Raw genomic sequence first — 19194 nt, forward strand, 5'->3', positions numbered from 1 at the left:
CGCGCTTGACCGGGTCCGGCCAGGTCCAGCGGAGGCTGCCCCCGGAGTAGCGGTAGGTCGCGAGGTTCACCTGCTTCCGCAGGTGGCAGGCCGACGTCGGCGATGCGACGCTTTACAGGTACTGACCCGTGTTCGACACCTGCTCGATCGAACGGCCAGGCTCGGTGCCCTGCTTTCCGGTGACGAGCGTGCGGATGAAGACGATCCGCTCGCCCTTCTTGCCGGAGATGCGGGCCCAGTCGTCGGGGTTGGTGGTGTTGGGGAGGTCCTCGTTCTCCTTGAACTCGTCCACGCAGGCCTGGAGCAGGTGCTGCACCCGCAGGCCCTTCTGGTTCTGGTCCTGCTTGGAGTCGAGGAAGTCCTTGATGGCCATCTTCTTGGCCCGGTCGACGATGTTCTGGATCATCGCGCCGGAGTTGAAGTCCTTGAAGTAGAGGATCTCCTTGTCACCGTTGGCGTAGGTGACCTCCAGGAAGCGGTTCTCCTCGGACTCGGTGTACATCCGCTCGACGGTGGTGCGGATCAGGCCGTCGACGGTCGCCTGACGGTCGCCACCGAACTCGGCGACATCGCCGGGGTGCAGGGGCAGGTCGGGCACGAGGTATTTCGTGAAGATGTCGCGAGCGCCCTCGGCGTCGGGACGCTCGATCTTGATCTTCACGTCGAGCCTGCCCGGACGCAGGATCGCCGGGTCGATCATGTCCTCACGGTTGGAGGCACCGATGACCAGCACGTTCTCCAGCGCCTCGACACCGTCGATCTCGGAGAGGAGCTGCGGCACGATCGTGTTCTCGACGTCGGAGGAGACGCCGGAGCCACGCGTGCGGAACAGGGAGTCCATCTCGTCGAAGAAGACGATCACCGGGGTGCCGGCCGCGGCCTTCTCACGAGCACGCTGGAAGACCAGACGGATGTGGCGCTCGGTCTCGCCGACGTACTTGTTGAGAAGCTCGGGGCCCTTGATGTTGAGGAAGTAGGACTTCCCGTCGGCGCCGGTCTTGGCGGCGACCTTCTTCGCCAGGCTGTTGGCGACAGCCTTCGCGATCAGGGTCTTTCCGCAGCCCGGAGGGCCGTAGAGCAGCACGCCCTTCGGTGGCTTGAGCCGGTGCTCGATGAAGAGCTCGGGATAGAGGTAGGGAAGCTCGACCGCGTCCTGGATCTGCTCGATCTGGCCGGCGAGGCCACCGATCGACTCGTAGGCGATGTCGGGCACCTCCTCCAGGACGAGCTCCTCGACCTCGGACTTCGGGACCTTCTCATAGACATAGCCGCTGCGCGGCTCCAGAAGAAGCGAGTCGCCGGCGCGGAGGGTCTCGTTGAGAAGTGGGTCGGCGAGACGTACGACCCGCTCTTCGTCGGCGTTGGCGATGACCAGGACGCGCTCGCCGTCGGCGAGCAGCTCCTTGAACATCACGACCTCGCCGACCTTCTCGTATTCCATCGCGGCGACGACGTTGAGCGCCTCGTTGAGCATGACCTCCTGGCCGTAGCGCAGGTCGTCGAGGTCGACGTTGGGCGATGCGGTCACCCGGAGCTTGCGCCCACCGGTGAAGACGTCGATCGAGTCGTCCTCGTTGCGCTCCAGGAACGTGCCGAAGCCTGCTGGCGGCTGTGCCAGCCGGTCGACCTCCTCCTTGAGCTTGATGATCTGGTCTCGGGCGTCCCGAAGCGTCACGGTGAGTCGCTCGTTCTGCGACGTCACGGCGGCCAGGGAGCGCTGCGCGTCTGCGAGCCTCGCCTCCAGGCCACGCGAAGATCCGGGCATCTCGGTCAGCCTGTGCCGCAGGTCGGTCACCTCAGCTTCAAGGAAACGGACATGACTCTCGAGCTCCTCGGGGCTGCGCCCCTCGGACTGGAATCCATCGGATGTCGACATCAGCACACCTCCTCTACTGCCTCGACCCTACAAGGGTGAGGGGTAGGAGAGGTGAAGGATTTACCGGTGTTGGACACATTCGCTCGACTTCGGCCGAGTTCGTGTCGACCCGTGGCACGCCGGAATATCCGGACCGGCGCGGAGCGGACTCAGTCCAGCTCGCTGTCGTCCTCGGGAAGCACCTCGGCGACAGGCTCCGGAGCCGGCATGTCGGCCGGGCGCGGGCCCTTGTAGTCAGGCCCGTACGCCCCGGGAGCAGGTCGCCGCGTCTTGCGGGGCGCACGCTCGCCGGGCGCGAGCTTTCGCGCCGTCACCAGGAAGGCGGTGTGGCCGATCATCTTGTGACCCGGCCGGACCGCGAGGCCCTCGACGTGCCAGTCGCGTACCAGCGTCTCCCACGCCTGCGGCTCGGTGAAGCCGCCGTGGGCGCGGACCGTCTCGACGAAACGGGACAGCTGCGTGGTGGTCGCGACGTAGGCGCAGACCATGCCGCCGGGATAGAGCGCGTCGGCGGTGGCGTCGATGCACTCCCACGGGGCGAGCATGTCGAGGATCAGCCGGTCGCAGCGGATCTGCTGGCGCGGGAGCTCCTCCTGGAGGTCGCCGAGGTTGAGCGACCAGTTGGGGTGCGTCTCCCCCGCCGGCGTGCCGAAGAACTGGTCGACGTTCTTGCGGGCGACCTCGGCGAACTCCTCACGACGCTCGAAGGAGGTCACCTTGCCGTAGGGTCCGACCGCGCGCAGCAGCGAGCAGGTCAGGGCGCCGGAGCCGACCCCGGCCTCGACCACGGAGGCACCGGGGAAGATGTCGGCCATCGCGACGATCTGGGCGGCGTCCTTCGGGTAGACCACGGCGGCACCACGCGGCATGGAGACGACGAACTCGCTCAGCAGCGGGCGGAAGACCAGGTACTCACCGCCGGTGGAGGCGGTGACCGTGAAGCCCTCTTCGCGGCCGATCAGCTCGTCGTGGTCGATGTGGCCCTTGTTGGAGAAGAAGCGCTTGCCGGCGACGAGCTCGAAGTTGTGGCGGCGACCCTTGGTGTCGGTCAGCCGCACCCACTCGCCCTCACGGAGCGGCCCTCGGTGCACGCCCGCTCGGGCCTCTACCGGAATGTCTGGGATATCAGCGCTTGCCACCCGCCGAGGTTATCCGTTTCCCGGGCGAACCCGGCAAACCGCGATCCCTATGCCCCCGCGCGGAAGGCCGCGTCGACGTCGGAGGTCACGAGTACGCCGTAGATCGAGCCGTCCGGCTCGACCAGGAGGTATTCGGGGGCCGGGGCCTTCGAGATCGCCTGGATGAGCTCCTCGCCGTCGATGTCGGCCGGAAGGGTGAGGCCATCCTCGAGCCGGCGGGTGACCGTCGAGGTGGCCATCCACGGGCGGCGGTCCTCCGGCGTCGCCAGCAGCGCGCCCTCGTGCACGAGACCGATCGGCTCTCCGCCGCTGGTCACGGTGACGATACTGCCGGCCTCGGCCTCGTGGGCGCGGCGTACGGCCTCGGAGAGCGGGAGATCGGCGGGCACGGCCAGGGTGCGGCGGGCGAGGTCGCGGGCGACGAGGAGCGGGAGCCGGAGGCGTACCTTCGCCGACGTGATCGCCGCGGAGGCACCGCTCCAGAGGAAGACGCCGATGATCACGGCGAGGACGTAGCTCGTGAGGCGGGGCTCGATACCGAAGATCTGGCCCTGGATGAAGGGCCACAGCAGCACGACGAACGAGAGCACCCGCCCAGCCCAGCCGGCAACGATGCTGCCGCGGTTGATGTTGCCGGTCGCGCTCCATACGCCGGCCTTGAGCATCCGGCCGCCGTCGAGGGGCAGGCCGGGGACGAGGTTGAGCACGCCCACCAACAGGTTGGTGACCCACAGCCCCGTGATGAACAGTCCGATCAGGCCCTCCGGGGTGAGGAAGGAGACGCCGAAGGCAGCGGCAGCGACGGCCAGCGAGGCCAGCGGACCGACGACGGCGATCCAGAACTCGTCGCGCGGGCGCTTCGCCTCGCGTTCGACGGCGGTCGCGCCACCGAGGAAGTGGAGCATGATCACACCCACGGGATAGCCCAGGCGTCTGGCGACGACCGCGTGGGCCGCCTCGTGCAGCAGCACCGCGCCGTAGAGGACGATCGCGAACACGAAGCCCGCGACGTACGCCAGCGGGCCCAGGCCCGGCTCCACGGCCTCGATCTGGGGCGCCATCAGCCAGGCGATCAGTGCCGCGATCAGGAACCAGGACGGCGTCACCAGGACGGCGCTGCCGGCGATGGAGCCGACCTTGATCGTGCCCGGGACGCGAGAGGCGGGCGCCGCTTCGACCGGCTTGTCGCCGTCGGGGCGTGGGTCGGGGTCTGCCACGTTCCGAGCGTACTTGAGCGGCGGTTGCGGGGCGGCGCCGACCCAGTGGGCATGTCTCCTCGGCGCGCGCCCAGGTCTCGACCCGCTCGACCTCCTCCCGTTGCCCGGCGCAAGGGCCGGGCAGGCTCGGATGTCGGTGCCTGCCAATAGTGTCGCCCTCATGAGCACCTCACCAGCCGACGCACAGTCGACCCCGGTTGACGGCGTCAACGTGCTGGGCTCGCTCTCGCCGAGCCGTGCGAGCGACTTCACCTCGTGCCCGTTGCTCTACCGGTTCCGCACCATCGACCGGCTCCCCGAGCCGCCCTCGGAGGCGGCCGCGCGCGGGACCGTGGTGCACAAGGTCCTCGAGGACCTCTTCGACCTGCCCGCTCCCGAGCGCACGCCCCGGCAGGCGAGATCGATGGTGGAGCAGGCATGGGAGGACGTACGCAGCCTCGACCCGTCGCTCGCGACCCTGTTCACCTCGGGGGCCGACGGCGCGGAGGAGGGCTGGCTGGACTCGTGCCGCCAGGTGCTGCGGCGCTACTTCGACCTGGAGGACCCGCGCCGCCTCGAGCCCGCCGAGCGCGAGCACTACGTGGAGGCGCTGCTCGACTCCAAGCTGCTCCTGCGGGGCTTCATCGACCGCGTCGACGTCGCCGCCGACGGGCGGATCAGAGTGGTGGACTACAAGAGCGGCCGCGTGCCCAGCGAGGCGTACGAGGCGAAGGCGCTGTTCCAGCTGAAGTTCTACGCCTTGGTGATCTGGCGCACCCGCGGGATCGTGCCGGCGATGCTCCAGCTGATCTACCTGGGCAGCGGCGACATCCTTCGCTACGTGCCCGACGAGGACGACCTGCTGGCGACCGAGCGCAAGGCCGAGGCGATCTGGCGAGCGATCCGCCTCGCCCAGGAGACCGGCGAGTGGCTGCCGAACCCAGGCAAGCTGTGCGACTGGTGTGCTCACAAGTCGCTGTGCCCCTCCTTCGGGGGCACTTCTCCCCCGCTGCCGGCGATCCCGGGCCCTGTCTCCGCAGGCGACGACGTCGACCTGGACTAGGGGCGCCGGCGCCCGCGCTAGGCGCGTCTACCAGGATCGACCGGTTGCGCGAGTTATCGTCGCGACGGATGTGACGGGTGTGCTTGGCTGAGGGAGGTGCGGCTGCTCGTGGTCTCGACAGGCCCGCCGACCGGGGGCGCGAACCAGTCTCGGCATCGGCCCGACATCCAGGGGCTCCGCGCGATCGCGGTGCTCGCGGTCGTCGCGGTGCACGTCGGGTTCGGATCGCTGACCGGCGGATTCGTCGGCGTCGATGTCTTCTTCGCGATCTCCGGCTTCCTGATCACCCAGCAGCTGATGCGGCAGGTGCGCACCGAGGGCGGGATCAGCCTGCTCGGCTTCTACGCGCGCCGGGCCCGCCGGATCCTGCCTGCCGCGACCCTGGTCCTGCTGGCCACGGTCGTCTACGCCGCCCTCTTCCTCGGCTTCGTACGCACCCGCGAGATCGCCCTCGACGCGCTGTGGTCGGCAGCGTTCGCCGCCAACTTCCGGTTCGCATCGCTGGAGACCGACTACTTCTCGGCCGCGCTGCCGCCGTCGCCCCTGCAGCACTTCTGGTCCCTGGCGGTCGAGGAGCAGTTCTACCTCGTGTGGCCGCTGGTGATCCTGGGGTGCCTGTGGGCGATGAAGCGCCGGGCAGGTGCCGACGAGCTCGATCCGCGCGACCAGCGGGCGCGCCGGCGGGTGCTGGTCATCGCCCTGGGCGTTGGCATCGTGGCATCGCTGCTCGCCTCCGCGGTGCTGACCCGGACCAGCCCGGAGGCGGCGTACTTCTCCCCGTTCACCCGCGCCTGGGAGCTCGGCCTCGGTGCGATCGCGGCGATCGCGTTCCGCGACAACGGGCCTCAGGACGCCACCGCGCGCTGGCGGGCGCAGGTGCTGTCGGCCTTCGGGATGTTCTTCATCCTCTGCGCGTGCCTGCAGTTCAACGACGCCACCCCGTTCCCGGGGACACCGGCGCTCGTCCCGGTGCTCGGCAGCGTCTTCATCATCGTGGCCGGGACGCTATGGCACGGCCCGACGGTGGTCGGTCGGCTGCTCTCGGTGCGGCCGCTGCAGGTCATCGGCAACTGGTCCTACTCGCTCTACCTGTGGCACTTCCCGGTGCTCGTCCTCGCCGAGCTGCAGCTCGGCCGCGAGCTGCACTGGTGGGAGCAGGTGCTGCTCGTCGCGCTGGCGTTCGGCCTGGCGGGACTCTCCTACCGCCTCGTCGAGGAGCCTTTCCGGCGCGGCATCCTGTGGCAGCGCCCGGCCTTCGGACGCGCCGGGACGCTCGGCCCCGTGGCGCTCTATCCATTGAGCATCACCCTGGTCGCGGTGACCTGCTTCGCGGCCAACACCTACGCCACCGGAACCGCGCGTGACGGTTACGAGCCGGCCATCACCCTGGCCGAGGCCGACGCCTCCGCCGAGCGGTCGAGGAAACCCAGTCAGTCCAGTCAGCCCAAGAGCCCCACATCGAGCCCCACATCGAGCGCCGCACCGCCCGCCGCCAAGCCGCAGGACCCCGACCCGCTCCCCTCGCTGCTGAAGGCCTCGGTGCTCGCGGCCCGCAAGAACCAGCCGATCCCAACCAACCTGAAGCCCGGGCTCACCAACCTCTCCGACGACGTGGAGTCGGTCGGCGAGTGCAACTACTACTCGACGAAGGTGCGCAAGCTGTGCCCGCGCGGAGATGCAGACGCCGAGAAGACGATCGTGGTCATCGGCGACTCCCACGCCCGTCACTGGACGCCCGCGCTCGAGGAGATCGCCGAACGCTCCGGCTATCGGGCCTACATGCTGGCGATGCCCCAGTGCACGGTCTCCCTGGTGACACCCGACAAGCTCGACAGCACCGACCCGATGACCTCCTGCGACGACTTCCACGACTTCATGCTCTCGACGGTCAAGAAGCTCCGCCCCGACCTGCTCCTGATCTCCTCGCGCCCGATCAGCGCCGCCTACCACGACTCCGCCGGCCGCCACACCGACCGCGCGGACGTACGCCGCGCCGTCTACCGCGGCTACCAGCGTCTGCTGGCCCAGGTGAAGCCGGCCGCCAAGCGCACCGTGTGGCTACGGGACGTGCCGGCGATCGAGTTCGACCCGGCCACCTGCCTGAGCAGCAACAAGACGCTCTCGCCCTGCACCTACAAGCCGCTCGCGAGCCAGCAGGACGGCGCCGACCTGCAGATGCAGGCGGCCAAGTCGGCCCGGGTGGAGACTCTCGATCTCGACGACATGTTCTGCGACAGCGCCGGCATCTGCACCACGGTCGTCGGCGACACGATCACTCACCGCGACGGCCATCACCTCACCGCGACCTACTCCGAGCAGCTCGGTCGCACCCTCGGAGAGCGGCTCAAGGTCTGGTGAAGCCCAGGGCGGCGCTCGGTCACCCGGCGTCGGGCTCCGGTGGCGTCTCGGCGCCGTCACCCTCCGCGCTTCGCGCGGTCACTCCCTCGGTCTTCTCGTCGCGGTCGGCCCATTCCAGCAACGGCTCGATCGAGAACGGATGGTCGTCGATGTCGGCGTGCAGATCTCCGATCTCCGCGAACCGCGCCGGCACCGTACGCATCGTGAAGTCGCGCGGGTCGACGTCCTTGGTCTCCTCCCAGGTGATCGGGGTGGAGACGCGGCCGTCGGCGACGCCGCGGATCGAGTAGGCGCAAGCGATCGTGTGGTCCCGGGTGTTCTGGTTGAAGTCGACGAACAGCTGCGCCGGGTCACGGTCCTTGCGCCACCAGGCTGTGGTGACCAGCTTGGGTGCCCTGCGCTCGACCTCGCGGGCGAAGGCGTGCGCGGCACGGCGTACGTCAGCGAAGCCGTGCTCGGCCGGGATCCGGACGTAGACGTGCATTCCCGAGCCGCCGCTGGTCTTCGGGTAGCCGACCGCGCCGAGCTCGTCGAGAAGCTCGCGGACGACGCCGGCGACGGTCTGCACGGTCGAGAACGGGCAGTCGGGGCCGGGGTCGAGATCGATGCGCCACTCGTCGGGCTTCTCGGTGTCCTCGCGGCGGCTGTTCCACGGGTGGAACTCGACGGTCGACATCTGGACGGCCCAGATCACCGCGCCGAGCTCGGTCACGCAGAGCTCGTCGGCGGTGCGGCCCCAGCGCGGGAAGTAGAGGCGTACGGTCTCGACCCAGTCGGGCGCCCCTTGCGGCAGCCGCTTCTGGTGCACCTTCGGCCCTTCCAGGCCCTTGGGGAAACGGTGCAGCATGCACGGGCGCTCCCACAGGGCGTTGACGATCCCCGGGCCGACGGCGAGGTAGTACTGCGCCACGTCGAGCTTGGTCGCACCGGTCTCAGGGAAATAGACGCGATCAGGGTTGGAGAGCCTGACGACACGGTTGTCCACCTCGATCTCCACCGACGGCGATGCCTTGGCCATGCTCGCCAGCGTAGGCCACGGATGCGCCCCTCGGGTTCGTACCGACCTCGAGGAGTCCGCCCCGCCTATATTCAGGGCATGGACTTCGACCAGCCTCCTGTCGTGCGCGTTGCGGCAGACCCCGAGCGCGGACCGCTGGTGCCGGGCGAGTGGCCAATGACCATTCCCGCCGTCGCACAGCTCGTCGAGAAGGGTCTGGAGCTCGCCGATGGCGTCACATTCCTGGTCGGTGAGAACGGCTCAGGAAAGTCGACCATCGTAGAGGCCGTCGCGATGGCGTACGGCCTCAATCCCGAAGGCGGCTCGAGCCAGAGCCGACACACGACCCGGGAATCGGAGTCACCGCTGAGCAGAGTCCTGCGCCTCGAACGCGGTCTGGGCGCCGCTCGCTGGGGCTTCTTCCTCCGTGCGGAGACGATGCATGGCTGGTACACGTACATGGAGGAGAACTCGAAGGAGCTCCCCACGCCACCGCGGGGCGAGCCCAAGTTCCACGAGATGAGCCACGGCGAGTCCTTCCTCGAGGTGCTGGGGCGCCGCTTCGACGCCCCCGGCTTCTACTGCCTCGATGAGCCCGAGGCGGCTCTGTCCTTCATGTCCACGATGGGGTTGATCGCCACCCTCGACAATGTGGTGCAGGACGGCGGGCAGGTGCTCTGTGCCACCCACTCCCCCGTGCTCGCCGCGATGCCCGGGGCCACCGTTCTCGAGGTCGGCAACTGGGGACTGCGCGAAACGACATGGGAAGACCTAGAGCTCGTACGCCACTGGCGCAACTACCTCGACGATCCGCGCCGCTACCTACGCCACATCTTCGACTGAGAACTCACGCGGGTCCAGGTAGGTCACACCGGGGTGCGCCGCAGCAGCGCCAGGAACATCGCGTCGGTGCCGTGGCGGTGTGGCCACAGCTGCACGGTGCCTGTCATCGGCCCGGCGCTGTCGGGCACGGTGCCGACGGTGGCGCCGATCGGCTCGAGGGTGACATCGGATCGCTCCTCGAGCACGCTCTGCACCACGCCCTTCGTCTCGGCCATGACCGGCGAGCAGGTCGCGTAGAGTACGACACCGCCCGGCCTGGTCAGGTCGATCGCCCGGTCGAGCAGGGAGCGCTGGAGCTCGACGAGGACGTCCAGGTCGGCCGTGGCCCGACGCCAGCGCGCCTCCGGCCGGCGACGTAGCGCCCCCAGCCCGGTGCACGGGGCGTCGACGAGGACCCGGTCGAACGTCGCGTCCTTGAACGGCGGCCTGGTCCCGTCGCCCGCCACGACTCCGGCGGTCCCGTCCACATGCGTGCCGGCTGATCGGTCGGTCAGGTTGGCGAGGACGAGTCCGGCACGGTGCGGCTGGCGCTCGTTGGCGACCAGCACAGCGCCCTGTTGCGCTGCCAGCGCGGCCAGCAGCGCCGACTTGCCACCGGGCCCGGCGCACAGGTCCAGCCACGCCTCCGTCCCGGAGTCCTGCCGGTCGAGTTCCGCCTCGGCCAGAGCGATGGCCACGAGCTGCGACCCCTCGTCCTGCACCCCGGCGCGTCCGTCCGCGACGGCGGCGATCCCTGCCGGCGAACCGGACTCGAGCGTGACACCGAAGGGCGAATAGGGCGTGGGCGTGCCGCCCAGCTCGTCGAGCGTCACCCGTCCCGGACGAGCGACCAGCGTGACCGACGGGGGCACGTTGTCGGCCTCGAGCAGCGCGTCGACCTGATCGCGACCGACGGCCTCGGCGAGCCGCTCGACGACCCACCGCGGGTGGCTGAACGCGACCGCGGCCCAGCCGTCGTGGTCCTTCTCTCGCGCGGGCGCGACCTCGGCGACCCACTCGTCGAGGGACTTGCGGGTGACCTTGCGCAGCACGGCGTTGACGAAGCCCGCAGGCCCCTGCCCGACCTTCGATCGGGTCAGGTCGACGGTGGTCGAGATCGCGGCATGGTCGGGCACCCGCATCGACAGCACCTGGTGTGCCCCCAGCCGCAGCACGTCGAGCACCTTCGCCTCGACCTTGGCCAGCGGCCGGTCGATGCAGGCGGCCAGCACCGCGTCGTAGGTGCCCTGCTGCCTCAGCGTCCCCGAGGCCAGCTCGGTGGCGAAGGCCGCGTCGCGACCCTCCAGGCCGAGACGGCCGAGGACGTGGGGCAGCACCAGATTGGCGTACGCCTCGTCGACCCGCACGGCCTTCAGCACCTCGAACGCGGCGAGCCGAGCCGGATCGACGGGCTTGGTGCTGCCCCGCGCGCCGGATCGACGCGGCCCCTTTGGCCCCCTGCCGGCCCCTGAACGCCTACCCGGCTGTGTCCTATTCGAAGGCGACACCGGACTCCAGACGTACGCCGCGGGCCCAGTCCGCCGCCGGCATCTCTTTCTTGCCGAACGCCTTCACGCGGTCGAGGCGGACCGCTGTCGTGCCGGTGCCGACGAGGACCTCGTTCTTGCGGACGACCAGCTCCCCGGGCGTCGCCGTGTCCTCGGTCATCGTGACCGGCCCGACCTTGAACCGCTCGCCGTCGAGCAGCGTCCAGGCGCCCGGCGCCGGGGTGCAGGCGCGGATCTGCCGGTCGATGGAGACCGCGTTCTGCGACCAGTCGACCTGGGCGTCCTCGACGGTGATCTTGTCTGCGTAGGAGACCCCCTCGGCCGGCTGCTCGCGCGCTTCCAGGGAGCCGTCCTCGATCCCGTCGAGCGTCGAGACCAGTAGCCCGGCGCCACCCTCGGTGAGCTTCTCGAAGAGCGAGCCGGAGGTCTCCCCCGGCGCAAGCGCCTGCGTCATGGTGCCGAAGACCGGGCCGGCGTCCATCGCCTTCACGATCCGGAACGTGGTGGCCCCGGAGATCTCCTCGCCGGCCCAGACCGCGCGCTGCACCGGCGCGGCGCCGCGGTAGGCCGGCAGGAGCGAGAAGTGCAGGTTGACCCAGCCGTGGGGCGGGATGTCGAGCGCCGACTGCGGCAGCATCGCACCGTAGGCGACCACCGGGCAGCAGTCGGGCTCGAGCGCCTTCAGCGCGGCCTGGAACTCGGGCTCGCGGGGATGCTCCGGCTTGAGCACCGGCACCCCGAGCTCCTCGGCCCGCTGGGCCACCGGCGAGGGCACCAGTCGCTTGCTGCGTCCCTGCGCGGCATCGGGCCGGGTGACGACACCGACGAGCTCGTGGCGCGAGTCTGCGATCGCGTCCAGGGAGGGGACGGCCACCTCGGGCGTGCCCGCGAAGACGACCCGCATCAGAACCCGAACCCGTTCGTGGCGTGCGGCGAGATCTTCACCTTCGGCTTCTCCAGGCCGAACCACTCCGACTGCCGGATCTCCTTCATCGCCGCCTTGCGCGCCGCCTCGTCGAGACGGTCGATGAAGAGGATGCCGTCGAGGTGGTCGGTCTCGTGCTGGATGGCCCTGGCGAGCAGCTCGGAGCCTTCGATCGTGACCGGCTCGCCGTGCATGTCGAAGCCCTTCGCCACCACCGACAGGGCGCGGCGGCAGTCGAAGGTTAGGTCGGGCAGCGACAGGCAGCCCTCTGAACCGTCCTGAGTCTCATCCGACAGGGTCAGGTTCGGGTTGACCAGATGGCCGACCTCGCCGTCGACGTACCAGGTGAAGACCCGCAGGCTCACCCCGATCTGCGGAGCGGCCAGCCCGGCGCCGGGCGCCTCGAGCATGGTGTCGGTCAGATCGGCGACGAGCTTGCGCAGCTCCTTGTCGAAGTCGACGACCTCGATCGCTGGCTTGCGCAGCACTGGGTCGCCGAAGAGTCGGATGGGCTGGACTGCCACTGTTCTCCTAGGTGGTCGAGCGTGTCGGGACCACAATACGTGGGCTGAGGGCCAGGCCCAGATCCGCTCAGAGCGTCGGCGGATCCACCTGGACCCGGACGGGGTCGAGCTTGCGGGCCGACCGCACCCGCTGCAGCTCCCCGAGCGCCTCGGTGAGCTTGGTCCCGAGGGTGCGCGGCACCCGTACGACCGCGCGCAGCCGCGGGTCTCCGGTGGAGGTCGGCTCGGCGGGGACCGGGCCCAGCACCTCGGCGCCCTGCGGCAGTGCCAGCAGGGTGAGCGCGTCGTCGAGCGCGCCGGGCGTTCCGGTGATGGTGGCCAGCCTCGATGCCGGCGGGAGGTGGGCCTCCTGCCGTGCGGACGCCTCCCGCTGGGCGAACCCGGGCTGGTCCCACCGCACCAGCGCCTGCAGCACCGGCAGCGCGGGGTCACCGACGACCAGCACCCGCCCGCCTGGGCGCACCAGCCCGGCGGCGTTGCTCCACCGCCGCAGCGCCTCCTCGTCGGTGCGCAGGTCCGGTCGCCCCAGCAGCAGCCAGGTGTCGAGCAGGAGCACCGCCGCATACCCACCGTCGGCGACGGGCTCGGCGCCGATGGTCGCGACCACGATCGCCGGCGCGTCCGGCACGGTCTGCCTGACCGCACCGGCCGAGGAGGTCACCACTCGAGTGCCGGCGAAGGATCGGCCCATCTCCTCGGCGGTACGCGCCTCGCCGATGATCGGGGCCCGCAGCCCGAACCCGCCGCAGGCACCACACGCCCAGGCCGTCTCGGTGTGACCGCACCAGCCGCAGGTCGGGGGCGCGGCCGGTCCGCGGAGCTGCAGCGGCCCCTGACAGGCAGGACACCTGGCCGGCGTACGGCATCGGTCGCAGGCCAGCGAGGCGGCATAGCCCCGGCGCGGGGTCTGCAGCAGGACCGGTCCGGCGGCGAGGGCGGCGCGGATCACCTCGTGGGCCTCGCGGGGCACCCGGGACGCACGGGTGAGCGGGTCCTTCTCGAGGTCGAAGTCGGTGTCACCGGTGATCTCGATGCTCACTCGCTGCCTGGCCAGGGCGCGCGTCGGTCGGATCTCCTGCGCCCAGCCGGTCTCGGTCAGGAAACCGGCCTCCACGGTCCGGGAGAAGCCGCCCACGAGTGCGGCCGCCTGCTCCTGCTCGGCTCGCAGGAGCAGTACGTCGCGAGCGTGCGGATAGGGCGAACGCTGTTCGGCGAGCAGGTCGTCGCCGTCGTCCCAGACGACCACCAGGCCCAGGTCGTGCACCGGCGCGAAGGCGGCCGCGCGGGTGCCGATCGCCACCTTGACCGCGCCCCGGGAGACCCGCAGGAACTCCCGGTAGCGCTGGGCCGGGCCGGCGTCGGCGGCCAGCACGGCATGCTGCCCCTCCCCCAGCACCTTCGTCATCGCCGCGTCGAGACGGGCGAGATCCTTCCAGTCCGGCACCACGACCAGCGCGCCGCGACCGGAGTCCAGCGTCGCGGCGGCCGCGTGAGCGATCAGGTCGGCGTGGTCGCTGCCGGCCGCGGCGTGCCAGACCGCGCGCGGGGCGCCGCCGGAGGAGAGATGTCGCAGGAACGCGGCCGCCGGCTCGTGGCCGGCCCACGCCGCCGCAGCAGCGGCGGCGTCGAACCGATGCCCGGCGGGGGCGGCCGAGGACGCCTCCTTCTCGGTCGAGGCGTGCCGCGGCGGGACCGCGAGCCGAAGCACGTCGGCCCGGGCACCCGCGTAACGCCGGGCGACCGAGTCGCTCAGCGCGGCCACCTGCGACGTGAGCACAACTTCCGAGCTCACCACCCGCTTGAGCGGCTGCAGGTTGGCGATCTCGGAGGCCTCCGCCCGCGCCACGACGTAGCCGTCGACGTCCTTGGGCCCGAACCGCACCTTGACCCGCACCCCGGGGCGCGCCTCCTCGGCCATCGAGACCGGGACCGCGTAGTCGAACGGCTTGTCCAGGTGGGCCATCGGCAGGTCGACCAGGACCTTGGCGACGGGATCGACCTCGGCGACGGACGCCTCCGCGGCCTTCCGCGCCCGGGTGGCAGCGGCTTTCGCGCGCCCCTCCTTCACCCGGTCGCGAACCAGCCCGGGCAGCTCCAGCTCGGCTGCCCCGGCTGCCTCCTGCGGTCCCCGGCTCACAACCGACATTCCTACCAGCCCGCGCCGACATCCGAGCCTTGCCCGGCGCTTGCGTCGGGCAAACGGGAGGAGATCGAACCCGCGAAGCGGGTGAGCTTGCGAACCCGCGAAGCGGGTCGAGATCAACAGTCGACTTCGGCTCGTCCTGACCCAGAACCACGCCGAGTCGGCGCGTTAGAACGCGCCGACTCGGCGAAAGGCGGTGCGGCGTGTCAGGCCCCGGCGGCAGCCTTGAGCGCGTCGGCACGGTCGGTGCGCTCCCAGGTGAACTCGGGGAGCTCGCGGCCGAAGTGACCGTAGGCAGCGGTCTTGGCGTAGATCGGGCGGAGCAGGTCGAGGTCGCGCAGGATCGCGGCCGGGCGGAGGTCGAAGACCTCCAGGACGGCCTTCTGGATGTTGGCCTCGGGCACGGTGTGGGTGCCGAAGGTCTCCACGAAGACACCGACGGGCTGGGCCTTGCCGATGGCGTAGGCGACCTGGACCTCGGCGCGACGGGCCAGGCCCGCGGCGACGATGTTCTTCGCCACCCAGCGCATGGCGTACGCGGCCGACCGGTCGACCTTCGAGGGGTCCTTGCCGGAGAAGGCGCCGCCGCCGTGGCGAGCCATGCCGCCGTAGGTGTCGACGATGATCTTGCGGCCGGTCAGTCCGGCGTCGCCCATCGGGCCGCCGACAACGAAGCGTCCGGTCGGGTTGATGTGGAGCTTGTAGCCGTCGAAGGGGACCGAGGCCTTGAACTGCTCGAGGACGGGCTCGATGACGTACTTGGTGATGTCGGCGTGCAGCTGCTCCTGGGTGGTCTCCTCGGAGTGCTGGGTCGAGAGGACGACGGTGTCCACACGGACGGCGCGGCCCTCGTCGTCGTACTCGATCGTGACCTGGGTCTTGCCGTCGGGACGCAGGTAGTCCAGCGTGCCGTCCTTGCGAACCGCGGTCAGCTTCTCGGCCAGCGTCTGCGCCATCTTGATCGGCAGCGGGAACAGCTCGGGCGTGTCGTCGCAGGCGTAGCCGAACATCAGGCCCTGGTCGCCCGCGCCCTGCAGGTCCAGCTCGTCGACCGAGCTGTCGAGGCGGTGCTCCTCGGCGGTGTCGACACCCTGGGCGATGTCCTGGCTCTGCGCACCGATGGCGACCTGCACACCGCAGGAGTGACCGTCGAAGCCCTTGAGGGAGGAGTCGTAGCCGATGTCGAGGATCTTCTGACGCACGAGCTGAGCGACCGGCGCGTAGGCGTCGGTGGTCACCTCGCCGGCCACGACGACCAGCCCGGTGGTGAGCAGGGTCTCGACGGCCACCCGGCTCTTGGGGTCGTGCTCGAGCAGGTAGTCGAGCACGGTGTCGCTGATCTGGTCGGCGATCTTGTCCGGGTGCCCCTCGGTCACCGACTCCGACGTGAAGAGACGTCCGGTCACGTGTAGCTCCGTTTCACAGGTTCGTGTGGGTGTTCAGGTAAGAAACGTCAGACGTTCTGGTCGACAAACATAGACCCCGAACCCCAGGACCGTTGGGCTGGTCCTCATCGTGGCGCGTGGCGTGTCGTCAGTTTGTGGGGTGTTCATCCATTCGTAAGACGATCTGGTCCCAGATCACCTCGGCAAGAGCGGATTTGGCCCCTTCGGCGACGTCGACGTGGCCGCCGTCGGCCCCCAGGATGACAGCCTTGTTGACCTCGCTGCCGAAGACGGCGCCGCCGCTGACGTCGTTGACGACGAGCAGGTCGCAGCCCTTCCGCTTCAGCTTGGCCGCGGCCAGATCGAGCACCGAGCCGGTCTCGTCGCCGGTCTCGGCCGCGAAGCCCACCACGATCTGCCTCGGCTTGGTGCGGTGGTGGGAGATCTCGGCCAGGATGTCCGGGTTCTGCATCAGCTCGATCGTCGGCGCCGACACGTCGGCGGCCTTCTTGATCTTGGCCTCGCTCACCCCCGTCGGGCGGAAGTCGGCCGGGGCGGCGGCCATGACCACCGCGTCCGCACCTGCGGCCGCGGAGACCACGGCGTCGCGCAGCTCGGCGGTGGTGCCGACACGTACGACCTTCAGGCCGGCCGGGTCGGGCAGGGTCACGTTCGCGGCGACCAAGGTGACCTCGGCCCCACGGGCGGCCGCCGCACGAGCGATCGCGTAGCCCTGGAGCCCGGAGGACCGGTTGCCGAGGAAGCGGACCGGGTCCAGGTACTCGCGGGTGCCGCCGGCGGAGACCACGACGTGACGACCGGCGAGGTCCGCTCGGCCGCCGTGGGTGAGCACGGCACGGGAGAGCTCGAAGATCTCGGCCGGCTCGGGCAGTCGGCCCTTGCCGGTGTCCTTACCGGTCAGCCGGCCCTCGGCGGGCTCGATCACGATGTTGCCGCGCTCGCGCAGCGTGGCCACGTTTGCCTGGGTGGCTGGGTGCTCCCACATCTCGGTGTGCATCGCCGGGGCGAACACGACCGGACAGCGCGCGGTGAGAAGTACGTTGCTGAGCAGGTCGTCCGCGAGGCCGTGGGCCGCGCGGGCGAGCGTGTTGGCGGTCGCGGGCGCGACCACGACGAGGTCGGCCTGCTGCCCGATGCGTACGTGCGGGACCTCGGTGATGTTCTCGAAGACGCCGGTGGCGATCTCCTTGCCCGACAGCGCCGCCCAGGTGGGGGCGCCGACGAACTCGAGGGCGGAGGCCGTGGGGACCACGGTCACGTCATGGCCGGACTCGGTGAACCGGCGCAGCAGCTCGGCCGCCTTGTAGGCGGCGATGCCGCCGGCGACCCCTAAGACCACTTTCGGCCGCCGCTCGTCGAGAGCGGCGGCCGGGGTGGTGCTGTTGGTGGACAGCGGAAGACCTGAGGATCAGGCTTCGGCGGCGGGCGCTTGGGCAGCAGCCGCCTGAGCAGCGGCCTGAGCAGCCAGCTCGGCCGGGTCGATGTCCTCGCAGGTCAGCAGGTCCTCGTTGATCTCGCGCAGCGCGATAGAGAGGGGCTTCTCCTGGACGTGGGTGTCGACGAGGGGGCCGACGTACTCCAGCAGGCCCTCCCCGAGCTGCGAGTAGTAGGCGTTGATCTGGCGAGCCCGCTGGGCGCTGTAGAGAACCAGCTTGTACTTGCTGTCGGTCTTCGTCAGCAGGTCGTCGATCGAGGGGTTGGTCACGCCCTGGGCGTCGATCTGAGGGGCAGCCACGTGAGCCTCACTTGTCGGCTTGGTCGGATTTCTTGCTCGGAAGCCCGAGCGTCATCAAGGTTACCAACTCATCGGCTGCCTGATGAACTTCGTGGTTGACGATGGTGACGTCGAACTCCTTCTCCGCCGCCAGCTCGACCCGCGCCGTCTGCAGACGCCGCTCGCGTTCTGCCTCGGTCTCGGTGCCACGACCGACCAGTCGACGGACGAGCTCTTCCCAGCTCGGCGGGGCCAGAAACACGAAGATGGCCTCGGGCATGGTCTCGCGCACGAGCCGGGCGCCCTGCAGGTCGATCTCGAGCATCGCCGGGCGACCCTCGGCCAGCGCCTTGTCGACGGGGCCGCGAGGGGTGCCGTAGCGCGCCATGTTGTGGACCGTGGCCCACTCCAGGAGTTCGCCGCCGGCGATCATGGCGTCGAACTCCTCGTCGGAGACGAACAGGTAGTGCACCCCGTTGACCTCGCCCTCGCGAGGCTTCCGGGTCGTCGCCGAGACGGACAAGAAGACCTCGGGGTGGCCGTCACGTACCGCTGCGGAGACGGTGCCCTTGCCGACCGCGGTCGGGCCGGCAAGGACGACCAGTCGGTTTTCCTGGCTCTCGCCCGCTCCAGCCGTGGTCTTCTCGTCCGTCATCAGACTCATCGCCGAGAGAACTCCTCGACCAACGCGGCCACCTGCTTGGGGCCGAGGCCCTGCACACGGCGGCTCATCGCGATGCCGAGACGCTCCATCATCTGGGTCGCCCGCACCTCACCGAGGCCGGGGTGGGAGGTGAGCAGGTCGATGACCTTCATCTTGCCGACGACCTCGTTCTTCTTCCCCTCCTCGATGACCTCGGCGACGGACATGCCGCCAGTGCGGACCTTGTTCTTGACAGCAGCCCGCTCCTGGCGCGACGCCGCGGCTTTCGCCAGCGCGGCAGCGCGCTGTTCAGGGGTGATGTCCGGAGGCAGAGCCACGAAGACTCCCTTTCACGTTCAAGTATGTAGTCGACAGGGCAACCGGGTCGCGCGGTACTAGGGATCGAGCCCCCCGGCTGAGCGCTGAAATAAGCGCTCGCGCCAATCTAGCCATTACGTTGCCGCAGCGGCAATCGGGGTCGCCTAACTCGCGTCCATCTGGTTTCCAGCCGGTTCACAGGGTCAGCGAGGTGTGGCAGACATCTCGCGCCTGCTGCTGGACGCGTACGGATGCCTCCTGTGTCTTCGTGCTGCTCACCTGCGTGGCCGCGTCGGCGATCTTCTTCGCCTCGGCCGCGGAGACCCCCTCCGGCGGCTCTCCGTTGTCGAAGTCGTCGGCGCTGACACCAGCTTCCTTCAAGGCGCCGCTGAGTCCGGAGATCGCGGTGTTGAGCGTCTTCCAGTCCTTCCTGATGTCCTCAGGTGCGTTGCGCTCGAGGTCCTCGACTCGGGCCTGGCCAAGGATGGCTGCGCACGCGCTGAGGCCGTGACCTCTGCATCCGTCGCTACCAGTGCAGGTCGTGGAGCGTGCTGATGCGGCG

General features: G+C 69.9%; 17 protein-coding genes. 3 read left to right on the forward strand and 14 right to left on the reverse strand.

The window, feature by feature from the left end; genetic code table 11:
* Positions 1-112: 112 nt before the first annotated feature.
* The 3 genes from arc to ABZZ22_RS24595 form a co-directional block, all read right to left on the reverse strand.
* Entirely contained in the window at positions 113-1876 is a 1764-nt protein-coding gene (arc, locus tag ABZZ22_RS24585) for a proteasome ATPase (RefSeq protein ID WP_354937324.1), read from the reverse strand.
* 149 nt (positions 1877-2025) lie between these two features.
* Positions 2026-3015 carry a tRNA (adenine-N1)-methyltransferase gene (locus ABZZ22_RS24590; RefSeq protein ID WP_354937327.1) on the reverse strand — a complete coding sequence of 330 codons (990 nt, stop codon included), beginning with the start codon at positions 3013-3015 and terminating at the stop codon, positions 2026-2028.
* A gap of 47 nt (positions 3016-3062) precedes the next feature.
* The gene (locus ABZZ22_RS24595) at positions 3063-4232 is read right to left on the reverse strand and encodes a site-2 protease family protein (protein ID WP_354937330.1); all 1170 of its coding nucleotides are present in this window, start codon (positions 4230-4232) and stop codon (positions 3063-3065) included.
* 160 nt (positions 4233-4392) lie between these two features.
* Between ABZZ22_RS24595 and ABZZ22_RS24600 the strand changes: the two genes are divergently transcribed.
* Together ABZZ22_RS24600 and ABZZ22_RS24605 are read left to right on the forward strand one after the other, a co-directional pair.
* Positions 4393-5274 carry a PD-(D/E)XK nuclease family protein gene (locus tag ABZZ22_RS24600; RefSeq protein WP_354937333.1) on the forward strand — a complete coding sequence of 294 codons (882 nt, stop codon included), beginning with the start codon at positions 4393-4395 and terminating at the stop codon, positions 5272-5274.
* 96 nt (positions 5275-5370) lie between these two features.
* Positions 5371-7632 (forward strand): acyltransferase family protein, encoded by a 2262-nt coding sequence (locus ABZZ22_RS24605; protein WP_354937336.1) that lies wholly within the window; start codon positions 5371-5373, stop codon positions 7630-7632.
* Positions 7633-7651: 19 nt separating this feature from the next.
* On the opposite strand, the gene ligD is transcribed toward ABZZ22_RS24605, so the two are convergent.
* Positions 7652-8650, reverse strand: coding sequence for a non-homologous end-joining DNA ligase (gene ligD, locus ABZZ22_RS24610; protein WP_354937339.1), 999 nt, complete (start codon positions 8648-8650; stop codon positions 7652-7654).
* 78 nt (positions 8651-8728) lie between these two features.
* On the opposite strand from ligD, the gene ABZZ22_RS24615 reads away from it, so the two are divergent.
* Complete coding sequence (locus ABZZ22_RS24615) at positions 8729-9472, forward strand: AAA family ATPase (protein ID WP_354937342.1); 744 nt, start codon at positions 8729-8731, stop codon at positions 9470-9472.
* A gap of 23 nt (positions 9473-9495) precedes the next feature.
* Here the strand turns inward: ABZZ22_RS24615 and ABZZ22_RS24620 are convergent, their stop codons facing one another.
* From ABZZ22_RS24620 to ABZZ22_RS24665, 10 genes are all read right to left on the reverse strand, one after another.
* Positions 9496-10959: a transcription antitermination factor NusB gene (locus ABZZ22_RS24620; RefSeq protein ID WP_354937345.1), complete on the reverse strand. Its 1464-nt coding sequence runs from the start codon at positions 10957-10959 to the stop codon at positions 9496-9498.
* Entirely contained in the window at positions 10943-11863 is a 921-nt protein-coding gene (fmt, locus tag ABZZ22_RS24625) for a methionyl-tRNA formyltransferase (RefSeq protein ID WP_354937348.1), read from the reverse strand. The genes ABZZ22_RS24620 and fmt overlap by 17 nt, the downstream gene beginning before the upstream one ends.
* Positions 11863-12408 (reverse strand): peptide deformylase, encoded by a 546-nt coding sequence (gene def, locus ABZZ22_RS24630; RefSeq protein WP_354937351.1) that lies wholly within the window; start codon positions 12406-12408, stop codon positions 11863-11865. The genes fmt and def overlap by 1 nt, the downstream gene beginning before the upstream one ends.
* Positions 12409-12475: 67 nt before the next feature.
* Entirely contained in the window at positions 12476-14545 is a 2070-nt protein-coding gene (locus ABZZ22_RS24635) for a primosomal protein N' (protein WP_354937353.1), read from the reverse strand.
* Between the two features lie 212 nt (positions 14546-14757).
* Positions 14758-15957: a methionine adenosyltransferase gene (metK, locus tag ABZZ22_RS24640; RefSeq protein ID WP_354937356.1), complete on the reverse strand. Its 1200-nt coding sequence runs from the start codon at positions 15955-15957 to the stop codon at positions 14758-14760.
* Positions 15958-16084: 127 nt separating this feature from the next.
* Positions 16085-17296, reverse strand: a complete 1212-nt coding sequence (gene coaBC / locus ABZZ22_RS24645; protein WP_354937359.1) for a bifunctional phosphopantothenoylcysteine decarboxylase/phosphopantothenate--cysteine ligase CoaBC — start codon at positions 17294-17296, stop codon at positions 16085-16087.
* Positions 17297-17365: 69 nt separating this feature from the next.
* The gene (gene rpoZ, locus ABZZ22_RS24650) at positions 17366-17692 is read right to left on the reverse strand and encodes a DNA-directed RNA polymerase subunit omega (protein WP_292647846.1); all 327 of its coding nucleotides are present in this window, start codon (positions 17690-17692) and stop codon (positions 17366-17368) included.
* Between the two features lie 7 nt (positions 17693-17699).
* Entirely contained in the window at positions 17700-18335 is a 636-nt protein-coding gene (gmk, locus tag ABZZ22_RS24655) for a guanylate kinase (protein WP_292647843.1), read from the reverse strand.
* On the reverse strand, positions 18332-18652 hold the full coding sequence (gene mihF, locus ABZZ22_RS24660) for an integration host factor, actinobacterial type (protein WP_292647840.1): 321 nt from the start codon (positions 18650-18652) through the stop codon (positions 18332-18334). Before mihF ends, gmk begins: the two co-directional genes overlap by 4 nt.
* A 175-nt stretch (positions 18653-18827) precedes the next feature.
* Positions 18828-19194, reverse strand: a 367-nt coding sequence (locus ABZZ22_RS24665) for a hypothetical protein (protein ID WP_354937364.1), incomplete at its 5' end; no start/stop codon positions are given.

It is taken from the genome of Nocardioides sp. NPDC006273 (assembly GCF_040613495.1).
GTDB lineage: Bacteria > Actinomycetota > Actinomycetes > Propionibacteriales > Nocardioidaceae > Nocardioides.